The sequence below is a fragment of the Sulfitobacter sp. TMED3 genome (assembly GCF_002167505.1).
Classification (GTDB): Bacteria; Pseudomonadota; Alphaproteobacteria; order Rhodobacterales; family Rhodobacteraceae; genus Sulfitobacter; species Sulfitobacter pontiacus.
This window is the reverse complement of sequence record NZ_NHBI01000065.1, coordinates 22932-33501: the sequence shown is the minus strand read 5'-3', so window position 1 is coordinate 33501 and position 10570 is coordinate 22932. Positions and strand designations below refer to the sequence as shown.

The window sequence follows — 10570 nt, the reverse complement described above, 5'->3', positions numbered from 1 at the left end:
CCGAATCATGACAATTTCTGAGCAGATGCACGGCGACCTAATTACCGCGACATCGAGGATGGCAGATGCCGCCCTCGCGCCGATGTCAGATGTATTATTGCAACAGCTTAGCGTGATGCTGGCACAGGTGCAGGAACAGATATCCGCGATGCAGGAAGCCACCATGACAGCAGGCGACGTGGTTCATCTAGACAGGTGACGCCACCACGCCGCTAACGCGGCTCAACTTCAGCGACGACATGAAGCTTGAAGTAGAAACGCATCCGCGTGCCACACTGGAGGTCCTGAAGTCGATAGGAGAGCCGATGCCTGATAGGCATCCGGGGAACTAGACAGGTAATGCTCCCCACCCTACAGAAACAACGAGAGGCGCGTTAGCGCCCCTCTATCTATACAAGGAACGGGACGACGCGGGGAAGCGCTACAGACGATTCCATACGCGGCATCCGTAGTGAACTAGATTACCCAACTCTCATACACCCCGAATCCCGATATACGACACTCAGGGCTTCAGTAGGTATTAAGGTGAAGTTAGACTTCCAGGAATGGCGCAGCCCTCCCCACTATAACGGAGAGGCATTCCCCATAAAACCGCTACGGCGCTGCTACAACGCCCCAAACCAAAGTAGCGTTTTCGTAGCAGCCGCATCGAACCGACCGTCGAGGCATACTGCTATTCTAAAAAAATGTGTGTATTTTCAAAGTGGTGCGGGTGAGAGGACTCGAACCTCCACGCCTTACGACGTCAGAACCTAAATCTGGTGCGTCTACCAATTCCGCCACACCCGCATTGCGCGTTCACTATCAAAGAAATTTCCCAGTGGCGAGGGGGAAAAACGCGCATGACGTATAGTTTTTATCACCTGCCACGCGTGCCTGTACCCGACGGCCGCTAGAGGTCCAGCGCCTTGAAGACGCGGGGGATTTCTTCGACCAGATCTTCGGCGATCAGCCCCGGTCCGAACTGACGCGCGGCCTCTACATGCAGCCATGTCGCGTATTGCGCCGCCTCGAAAGGCGCGATGCCGCGGGCCAGCAGACCGGTGATCATACCCGACAGCACATCCCCCGCGCCGGCGGTGGCAAGCCACGGGGCCGCGCGATCGCCCGTGCCGTGATGCGCGGCAACGCGGCCGTCGGGATGCGCGATCAGGGTTGTCGCCCCCTTATACAGAACAACCGCCCCCGCCTTTTGCGCCGCCATCAGACAGACCTGCACCTTATCGGCGTCACCCTCGGATATCTCCTTGAAAAGGCGCGCGAACTCTCCGCCATGCGGGGTCAGTACACAGTGCGGGCCAAGGCGCTCCCACAAGTTGGGCTCCTGCGCGATCAGGGTCAGCGCGTCGGCGTCCAGCACGCAGGGTTTGCCGCATTCAAGCACTGCCCGCACCAGCGCCACATGGGCCGGTTTCAGCCCCAAGCCCGGCCCGATGCACAGCGCCCGCACGCGTTTGTCACCGGCCAGCTCTGCCAGATCCTCGGGGCCTGTGACGCGCGACAGCATCAGGGCGGTGATCTGCATCGCCACCTCCATCTGCGCGGCGGGCGGTACGGCCAGTGTGACCAGCCCCGCCCCCATCCGCAACGCCGCACGCCCGGACAGCCGCGCCGCACCCGTGCGCCCGGCCCCACCGGTCACGACAATCGCATGCCCGTGATCGAACTTATGCCCCTGCCCCTTGGTCAATTGATCAAAGTCCAGCGTGTCTGCGGTGATGGCAATCGATTGCATGGCAGCCCCTTTCTGGTCCGTCTTTTGCCTAAAGATAAACCACCTGGCCAAGCGATAGCCAAGCCTGCCAGCACATGGATTTTCAAACTGCACATATTTTAATCGCAACGCACATAAAACAGCCGATGCGCACAAATTTTCGCCTCTTTCGGTGGACTCCATCGCGCGTCTGGTAGACCGTCGGCCCGCACGGTGAGATGACACCGATGTAGACCGAAAATCACCCGTCTGGCAGGGAGGCCTCAGATGAAAAAGATCGAAGCTGTAATCAAGCCGTTCAAGCTTGATGAAGTCAAGGAGGCGCTCCAAGAGGTTGGCGTTCAGGGCCTTAGCGTTATCGAAGTCAAAGGCTTCGGGCGTCAAAAGGGCCATACAGAATTGTACCGTGGCGCTGAATATGTCGTGGATTTTCTGCCCAAGGTAAAAATCGAAATCGTGTTGGACGACGATCAGGTAGACGCCGCCATCGAGGCCATCGTATCGGCTGCGAAGACCGAAAAGATCGGCGACGGCAAAATCTTCGTCAGCCCCATCGAACAAACAATCCGCATCCGTACCGGCGAGACCGGGTCAGACGCGCTTTAATCGAATTTACGAGATTCAAGAAAAGGATATCATCCAATGAGCACCAAGGACTTCCTGAAGAAGATCAAGGACGAGGACATCGAATACGTTGATGTACGTTTCACCGATACACGCGGTAAACTGCAGCACGTGACAATCGTCTCCGATCTTGTTGACGAAGATTTTGTCGAAGAAGGGTTCATGTTTGACGGCTCCTCCATCGCGGGTTGGAAAAGCATCGAAGCCTCCGACATGAAGCTGATGCTCGACACGAACACCGCTTATGTTGATCCGTTCTATGCCGAAAAAACCATCTGCGTGCACTGCTCTGTTGTAGAGCCCGACACAGGCGAAGCCTATGAGCGTGACCCCCGTGGCACAGCGCAAAAAGCCGAAGCCTATCTGAAAGCCTCCGGTATCGGTGATGTGGCCTATATGGGTCCGGAAGCCGAATTCTTCCTGTTCGATAACGTCAAATTCTCGAACTCGATCAACAAGGTATCCTACGAAGTTGATGCGTCCGACGCGTCCTGGAACACCGACACCGACTATGAAATGGGCAACATGGGCCACCGCCCGGGCCTCAAGGGCGGCTACTTCCCCGTGAACCCCACGGACGAAGCCCAAGACCTGCGCGCCGAAATGCTGTCGACGATGAAACGTCTTGGCATGAAGGTCGACAAACACCACCACGAAGTGGCGTCCTGCCAGCACGAACTGGGCCTGATCTTCGGCACGCTGACCGAACAGGCGGATGAGCTGCAGAAATACAAATACGTGATCCACAACGTGGCGCACGCTTACGGTAAATCCGCAACCTTCATGCCCAAGCCGATCTATGGCGACAACGGCTCCGGCATGCACGTGAACATGTCGATCTGGAAAGACGGCAAGCCCCTGTTCGCAGGCGACAAATATGCCGACCTGAGCCAGGAAGCGCTGTATTTCATCGGCGGCATCCTGTCCCACGCGAAATCGCTGAACGCCTTCACCAACCCGGCGACCAACAGCTACAAGCGTCTGATCCCCGGTTTCGAAGCCCCCGTTCTGCGCGCCTATTCCGCACGCAACCGCTCGGGCTGTGTCCGTATCCCATGGACCGAATCCCCCAAGGCAAAACGCGTAGAGGCCCGCTTCCCCGATCCGGCGGCAAACCCCTACCTGTGCTTTGCCGCGCTGCTGATGGCCGGCCTTGACGGGATCAAGAACAAGATCGATCCGGGCGAAGCCATGGATAAAAACCTCTATGATCTGCCCGCCGAAGAACTGGCCGATATCCCGACCGTTTCCGGTTCCCTGCGCGAAGCGCTGGAAGAGCTGCAGTCGGATATGGATTACCTGCTGGCCGGTGACGTCTTCACCAAAGACCAGATCGAAGGCTACATTGAACTCAAGATGGAAGAAGTGCACAAATACGAGCACACCCCCCACCCTGTTGAATTCGGCATGTACTACAGCTGCTAAACGGCGGCCTTCCCCCCGCACGGGTGGCCAGACCAACAGCAAAGGGCGTCCCTATCGGGGCGCCCTTTCGCTTGGAATGCGTCTTGCTATTTGAAGTTCGAAATAGCTGAGCTAGAGTCAGCCGAAGTTTCATATAGTCAGAGGTTATTTCATGCGCCCCACCAAACGTCTTGCCACGGCACTTATGCTTTCTTTGGGCTTCGCCGCCCCGGTCGCAGCGGCCCAATGTGGCAACAACGCGGGAGGCTTCGACGCCTGGAAACCCGCCTTCGCGAAAGAGGCCGCCGCCGCGGGTGTCGGTCAACGGGGGCTCGATGCACTGGCCAACGCGCGCTATGCCAGCAGCACCATCGCCGCCGACCGCAACCAGAAATCCTTCAACTATTCGCTCGATAAATTCATGCAGGTGCGCGGTGCCGATACGATCGTCGCCCAAGGCCGCAAGCGCAAGGCCCGCAATGCAAGCTTCTACCAATCACTCGAAGCGCGCTATGGCGTGCCAGCGGGGGTGATCATCGCGATCCACGGGATGGAAACCGCCTTTGGTGGCTTCATGGGCGATACCTCGGTGGTCTCTGCGATCACCACGCTGACCTATGACTGCCGCCGCTCCGATTTCTTTGCCCCCCACGCCATCGGCGCGCTGAAGCTGGTTGATAGCGGCGCGATCAACGGTGGCACCAAAGGCGCAAAACATGGCGAACTTGGCCACACCCAATTCCTGCCCGGCAACGCCCTGCGCTATGGGGTGGACGGTAACGGCGACGGCCGCGTTGATTTTTACAACCAGACCGATGCGCTGGCTTCGACCGCGAACTTCCTGCGTCAGAAAGGCTGGCAACCCGGTGCCGGCTATCAGGAAGGGCAAACCAACTTCAATGTGATCAAACAGTGGAACGCTGCCGGCGTGTACCAGAAAGCCATCGCCATTATGGCCGCCCGCATCGACGGCTAACCCCTCGAAAGTAAAAACAACCGCCACGCGCGCGCCGGTCCTGCGGCGCGCGCGTTTTGCTTCCAAATGGCTGAAAATCCTCGCCGAAGGCATCCGCCCCGTGCCACCCGCACCGCCCCATTGCAATTGCAGCACCCAAGCGCCATATAGCGCCCATAGGGAAAGGCCCCTGCCGTCCGCATATCGGTGAAGTCCTTGATCAAGAACACACCTTCAATCTCGCGGATTGACGGGCAACGCGGACCCCCTTCGACTTTTGCGAGAGCAGGAGTGTTATGATGACAACCCAAAACCATCCCACCGCCGTACCTTCGGCTGATGTGCTGAAATCCCAAGCCAAACGGCTGCGTGCGGACCTTGCAGCCCAAGGCACAGCACTGTCCCATGCGGCGACGCTGGAAATGGTGGCCCACCAATGGGGCGCGCGCGACTGGAACACGCTAAGCGCCCAGGCCGCGGCCCCTGCGCAGGGCTGGACGCCCGGGGACCGCGTGCAAGGCCGCTATCTTGGCCATCCCTTTACCGGCGTGGTCAAGGCGGCGCGGCTATCGGGCAGTGGCATGTGGTCGCTGACCCTGCGCTTTGACACGGCGATTGACGTTGTGACCTCGCCCCTGTTCAGCAATATGCGGCGGCAGATCAATGCGGTGGTTGATGCGCAGGGGATCTCCCCGCGCAAGACCTCTGACGGGCAGCCGCATCTGGTCCTGACCTAGCGCCATCACTCCCGAACCATCGCGCCTGTCTGGGTTCGCTCAGGCAGGCGCATCTCCGTCGCGCACCACATAGGTGTGGATCGTAAAGACGACCGCATCGCTTTCGGGCAGACGCAGGATGCACTGCCGCTCTGACCGGATAAAGGGCATGTCGCTGCCTGTCTCGCGCCGCCGCGGCTGGTGCAGATCCGCATCCGCATAGCGCAGCTTGTTGAACCGCCACAGGGGCCGCCCTGCCCGCACGCCGTCAAACAGACGTTGCACACGCCGCGCGATGTCGGCGTCATATTCCTCGACCGGAGTGTGAATGCCCGTCAGGGGTTGCTCTATCTTGTCCGCCAGCCGCCAGTTCGCCGGAAAGCACAGTGCCGCAGCGGTCAGCACATGTTCATCGCCACGTTTTTGCAGGATGCAGAGGTCCTCCTGCACCAGATGCGCCAACGTCCACAGCGGTTGCGACCGGTCCAGTGTGACCTTGCGCCCGTCGGGGCAGACCACCGCATCCGCCCCGAGGGTGAAACCGAAGCGCGGCAGAAGGGTCAGCGCCTGGGACAACAGCTCTGCCGCGGCGGGTCTGGCGGCCTCGCTTTGGTAGAAAACAGCCTCGGGTCGGTCCGCCAGCAGCGCTTCGCGGTAGACCATCTGGGGCGCGTAGGCTTCGTCCATCAGCAACCAGTCCTCCGCCCCGCAAGGCCCCGTGCCCGGCAATCCGGGCGTGCCGGTTTGCGCGTCCGGTAGTCTGGTTTGCAATATCACGGGCATGAGGTCTCCTTTTTTGGTCAGCGGATGAGGGGTAGCCGGGGGGAAGCCGGTGCGAAACCGGCGGTGTGGCGCATAGGCCCGCTGTCGGGGCGCAGCCTGCTACGGGCCATGCCTTCGGCGAGGATTTAGGGCCATTTGGAAGCGGGTGTCAGTTCTTCAGAGCGTCTTGTAGCGCCGGCAGGAAGCGTTGTTCGTAGTCACTGCCGACCAGCGGACCGGCGTAGCGGAACAGAACCGTGCCGTCGCCTGCGATGATGAACGTCTCTGGCGGGGCGGTGACGCCCCAGTTGATGGCGGTGCGCCCCTGCGGGTCAAAGGCGACGCCTTCGAAGGGGTTGCCATCATTGGTCAGATAGCTGGTTGCGGGGCCTATCGTGTCTTTGAAGTTGACCCCGATGATCGACAGCCCCTGCGCCTGCATATCAAGCAGCTGCGGATGTTCGGCGCGGCAGGGCGGGCACCAGCTGGCCCAGAAGTTGACCAGCGTCACCTCGCCATTGGTCAGCACATCCGGTGCCGCGGCGGGAAACCCTTCCAGTGGTTTTTCCGGCAGCGCGGGGGCCATCTGTCCCACCAGCGTCGAGGGCAGCCCTTCGGGATCGGGGCGGAACATGCCAAAGGCGGCGAGTGCCACGAAACCGGCGAAGACCAGCGGTGGCGCGATCATGAGCGGAGAGATTTTAGCCATCTTTACGGGCCTCTATATCAGCAAGTGTGGCGCGGGCCTTGCGCCCTTTGTTCAGGCTCAGCCCCACCAGCCCCGCCAGCAGCAGTAGCGACACCCCATAGGCGGCCAGCACCTCGGCGGCGTATTTCCCAAGTTCCGGCATCATGCGCCCCTTTCGCTGCGCGCCAGCAGCGCGCGGGCGCGGCGCAGGCGGATTTCGGTCCCTGTGCGGTACAGAACCAGCGCCAGAAACAGCAGGCCAAAGCCGACCATACTGATCAGCAGAGGGTAGAAAAACACATCCGACACGGTACGGCCGCCGGTGGCCAGCGGGACAGAGGTGCCTTGATGCAGCCCCTGATTCCAGAACTTGACCGCATAGCGCGACAGCACCGCAAAGACCGAGCCCACCAGACACAGGACCGAGGTCAGGTCCGCCGCGGTATCGGGGTCCTCGACCGCTTCCCACAGGGCGATATAGCCAAGGTAGAACAGAAACAGGATCAGAAAGGACGTCAGCCGCGGATCCCATGCCCACCAGGTGCCCCACATGGGCTGCCCCCAGATCGCACCGGTGATCAGCGCGATCACTGTCATGGTGACGCCCACAGGGGCCGCCGCCTTGGCCACAAGGGCGCTGACGTGATGCCGGCGGATCAGCCAGACCAGCGAGGCCACCAGCATCATGAACCATGCGTTGATCGCCATCAGCGCGGCGGGCACATGCAGGTAGATGATCTTGACCGTCGATCCCTGACGGTAATCATCCGGCGTGCCGAAAAAGCCCCAGCCCAGACCGACCATCAGACACAGCGCCGCCCCCCCCCAGACATAGGGTTGCACGCGGGCCGAGAGGCCTAAAAATTTCACCGGATTGGCGTATTCCCATAAAGACATGGCGGGGTTCTATCGCTCCGTTTCCTGGCACTCAATGGTCAAAAGCACACACTCACCTTAAGGTCATCCGCAGCACCGCGGCAGAGGCGAAGGGCATGAGCGCGATGGTGCCAAAGGTGATGCCGGCGAGTAGTGTTAGCGGGGTCGTGGCATCCAGCCCCATTGCGCCGCGGCGCGCGGCCTCTGCCCCGAAAATCAGCGTCGGCACATAAAGCGGCAGCACCAGCAGCGACATCAGCAACCCGCCGCGTTTGATGCCCACGGTCAGCGCCGCGCCAAAGGTGCCGATCACCGACAGCGCGGGCGTGCCCAGACCCAGCGAGGCCACCAGCCACAGATACCCCGCGGGCGCGAGGTTCAGCATTACCCCCAACACAGGAGCCGCCAGCACCAGCGGTAGCCCTGTCGTCACCCAGTGGGACAGCGCCTTGACGCTCAATGCCGCCTCAAGCGGCAGCGGTGCCGTGGCCAGCAGGTCCAGCGTGCCATCCTCGTAATCCAGCGCAAGCAGCCGGTCGAGCGAGAGCAGGCAGGCCAGCAGCGCCCCCAGCCAAAGCACACCGGGCGCGATGGTCCCCAACAGATCCGGTTGCGGCCCGACCGAGAAGGGCACCAGTACGGTCACAATCAAGAAGAACGCCAGCCCAAGGCCAAAGCCCCCGCCCGCCCGAAAGGCAAGCATCAGGTCACGGCGCAGCAGGGCGATCACAGGAAAGCCTCGTCACTGGCACCGCTGCGCTGTGATGGTTTGGCGCGAAACGGGGTGATGTCAAAGCTATGCGCCTTCAGGCCAAGGTCGATATGGGTCGCGATCAGCGCCATGCCGCCCGCCTCCAGATGCGCCGTCACCGCCGCGGCGAAAAGCCCGACGGCGGCGGCGTCCAGCGACACGGTCGGCTCGTCCAGCACCCAGATGGGCCGCCCCGTGACCATCAACCGCGCCAGCCCCAAGCGCCGCTTTTGCCCCGCAGACAAGGTGCCCGCCAGCCGGTCTTGCAGCGGCTTAAGGTCATAGGCGGCCAATGCGTCAGAGATATCGCGTTGCCCGAAGACCTGCGCCCAGAATGTGAGGTTTTCGCGCACGCTCAGCATCGCTTTCAGCCCGTCGGCGTGCCCGGCGTAGGCGATGGTTTCCTCTGCCCCGTCGATCTGCCCCGACAAGGGCGGTTGCAGCCCCGCGATGCAGCGCAGCAGCGTGGTCTTGCCCGCCCCGTTCGGCCCACGCAGGATCAAGGCAGCCCCCGGTTCGATCGCAAAGGACACCCCGTCCAGCACGGGCACACCGCCGCGCGCGACGGCAAGGTCGGTGACACACAGGGTCATATCAGACGGGGATCATGGCCAAGGCGATGCGACGGCCTTCGCTGAGCAGGACGTTATATGTCCGCGCCGCGGCGGGGGACGACATGACATCAACCCCGATGCCCGCATCTTCGAGCGTGCTGCGCAGGTCGGCCGGGATATGCGCAATCTCGGCCCCGGTGCCGATGAACAGGATGTCGATCTTGCCCGCCAACGCCAGCAGCGGTGCGTGATCGTCAAAGCCCTGCCACGCAGAAACCCCAGAGGTGCCTGCGATCATAGGCCCTTCGAACACCTCGCCCCCGATCCGGAAGAAACCGGGGCCATAGCCTTCGACGGGTTTGGCATCCGAATACACGACCTCGTTCAAACGCATGATGTTCTCCTTCTCGCGGGGGCTGCGCGATCATAGCGGATCACGCGCGGACAATACAGGTCAACTGGCGGTGAAATGGGGCGGGCCCTATGGGCAAAGCGTCACGCCGGAGGCGGGCGCGGGCTAGGCTGCCAGCAAGGGGTGCCCCGCTGGCAGCGAAATACATTACGCGTCGATGTTGGCGTATTGGCCGGTGTTGTTGTCTTTCTTGGACCAGTCGCGTTTGACGCCCAGAAACAGCACGACGTTCTTGGCCACATAGACCGAAGAATAGGTGCCCACAACAACGCCCCATGTNATCGCGAAGACAAAGCCNCGGATCACATCGCCGCCCAGAACCAGCAGCGCGATGAGCGCGAGCAAGGTGGTGCCCGATGTCATCAAGGTNCGGCTCAGNGTCTCGTTNACGCTGAGGTTCATGATCTCGCGCAGGTCGCGTTTCTTGTATTTGCGCAGGTTTTCACGCANGCGGTCAAAGATCACCACGGTGTCGTTGATCGANTAGCCGATGATGGTCAGGATCGCCGCGATCACCGCCAGATCGAANCGGATCTGCAGNGCCGAGAANACNCCAATGGTCAGCACCACATCGTGGAACAGCGCCGCGACCGCCCCGACAGAGAACTGCCATTCGAACCTGAGCCAGATGTAGATCAGGATCGCCCCGAGGGAGGCNGCAACCGCCAGAAACGCNGTCTGGATCAGCTCGCCCGACACTTTGGGGCCAACAGATTCGACCGAGGTGAAGACGATGTTCGGGGCAACGGTTTTCAACGCTTCCTCGACATTCTGGATCATCTCGGGGGATGCGGCCTCTTCGCCNTCCTGGGCCTGGATGCGNACCATCGCGACATGTTTGGTGCTGTCGCTGGCAGGGTCAAACACCTCTGAGATGGACACATCGCCAAGCTCNAGCGGTTCCAGCGCCGTGCGGTAGGCCGCCACGTCCACGGCTGCGTCACTTTGCGTGCGCAGGGTCGTGCCACCGCGGAAGTCNATGCCGTAGTTCAGACCCATGGTGANCCACACGGCCAAGGCCAGCAGCACCGCCACACAGGACGCGCCAAAGGTCAGTTTGGCGTGTTTGAAGAAGTCGATATTCGTATCGTCGGGGATCAGTCTCAGCCGCATG

Annotated in this window: 14 protein-coding genes and 1 tRNA gene; 5 read left to right on the top strand and 10 right to left on the bottom strand. The window is 61.3% G+C overall.

The genetic code is table 11. The features are described from left to right. Window positions 1-199 (top strand): hypothetical protein (locus tag CBB63_RS15290; protein WP_286699752.1); only part of this gene is annotated, 199 nt, incomplete at its 5' end. Window positions 200-704: 505 nt separating this feature from the next. Here the strand turns inward: CBB63_RS15290 and CBB63_RS15285 are convergent. Beyond that, window positions 705-789, bottom strand: a tRNA-Leu gene (locus CBB63_RS15285). Between the two features lie 103 nt (window positions 790-892). Continuing rightward, entirely contained in the window at window positions 893-1735 is an 843-nt protein-coding gene (locus CBB63_RS15280; RefSeq protein ID WP_286699751.1) for an NAD(P)H-hydrate dehydratase, read from the bottom strand. Window positions 1736-1981: 246 nt separating this feature from the next. Between CBB63_RS15280 and CBB63_RS15275 the strand changes: the two genes are divergently transcribed. The 4 genes from CBB63_RS15275 (at window position 1982) to CBB63_RS15260 (ending at window position 5434) form a co-directional block, all read left to right on the top strand. Further along, window positions 1982-2320 (top strand): P-II family nitrogen regulator, encoded by a 339-nt coding sequence (locus CBB63_RS15275; RefSeq protein WP_005852659.1) that lies wholly within the window; start codon window positions 1982-1984, stop codon window positions 2318-2320. Between the two features lie 36 nt (window positions 2321-2356). After that, entirely contained in the window at window positions 2357-3763 is a 1407-nt protein-coding gene (gene glnA, locus CBB63_RS15270; RefSeq protein WP_286699750.1) for a type I glutamate--ammonia ligase, read from the top strand. A 151-nt stretch (window positions 3764-3914) separates the two neighbouring features. Beyond that, window positions 3915-4718: a lytic murein transglycosylase gene (locus tag CBB63_RS15265; RefSeq protein WP_286699749.1), complete on the top strand. Its 804-nt coding sequence runs from the start codon at window positions 3915-3917 to the stop codon at window positions 4716-4718. Between the two features lie 278 nt (window positions 4719-4996). Then, the gene (locus CBB63_RS15260; protein WP_254704183.1) at window positions 4997-5434 is read left to right on the top strand and encodes a glyoxalase superfamily protein; all 438 of its coding nucleotides are present in this window, start codon (window positions 4997-4999) and stop codon (window positions 5432-5434) included. A gap of 39 nt (window positions 5435-5473) precedes the next feature. Here the strand turns inward: CBB63_RS15260 and CBB63_RS15255 are convergent, their stop codons facing one another. The 8 genes from CBB63_RS15255 to secF form a co-directional block, all read right to left on the bottom strand. Next, entirely contained in the window at window positions 5474-6196 is a 723-nt protein-coding gene (locus tag CBB63_RS15255; RefSeq protein ID WP_286699748.1) for a heme-dependent oxidative N-demethylase family protein, read from the bottom strand. Between the two features lie 148 nt (window positions 6197-6344). Continuing rightward, complete coding sequence (locus tag CBB63_RS15250; RefSeq protein WP_005852653.1) at window positions 6345-6884, bottom strand: DsbE family thiol:disulfide interchange protein; 540 nt, start codon at window positions 6882-6884, stop codon at window positions 6345-6347. Continuing rightward, window positions 6877-7026, bottom strand: a complete 150-nt coding sequence (gene ccmD, locus CBB63_RS15245; RefSeq protein ID WP_107277682.1) for a heme exporter protein CcmD — start codon at window positions 7024-7026, stop codon at window positions 6877-6879. The genes CBB63_RS15250 and ccmD overlap by 8 nt, the downstream gene beginning before the upstream one ends. Further along, window positions 7026-7760, bottom strand: coding sequence for a heme ABC transporter permease (locus CBB63_RS15240; RefSeq protein ID WP_286699747.1), 735 nt, complete (start codon window positions 7758-7760; stop codon window positions 7026-7028). The genes ccmD and CBB63_RS15240 overlap by 1 nt, the downstream gene beginning before the upstream one ends. A gap of 52 nt (window positions 7761-7812) precedes the next feature. After that, window positions 7813-8469 carry a heme exporter protein CcmB gene (ccmB, locus tag CBB63_RS15235; protein ID WP_009826659.1) on the bottom strand — a complete coding sequence of 219 codons (657 nt, stop codon included), beginning with the start codon at window positions 8467-8469 and terminating at the stop codon, window positions 7813-7815. Further along, entirely contained in the window at window positions 8466-9083 is a 618-nt protein-coding gene (gene ccmA / locus CBB63_RS15230) for a heme ABC exporter ATP-binding protein CcmA (protein ID WP_286699746.1), read from the bottom strand. Before ccmA ends, ccmB begins: the two co-directional genes overlap by 4 nt. Window position 9084: 1 nt before the next feature. Next, window positions 9085-9438, bottom strand: a complete 354-nt coding sequence (locus tag CBB63_RS15225; protein WP_286699745.1) for an Mth938-like domain-containing protein — start codon at window positions 9436-9438, stop codon at window positions 9085-9087. A 165-nt stretch (window positions 9439-9603) separates the two neighbouring features. Then, a complete protein-coding gene (secF, locus tag CBB63_RS15220; RefSeq protein ID WP_286699744.1) occupies window positions 9604-10569 on the bottom strand; it encodes a protein translocase subunit SecF in 966 nt (321 codons plus the stop codon). Between the last annotated feature and the right edge of the window lies 1 nt (window position 10570).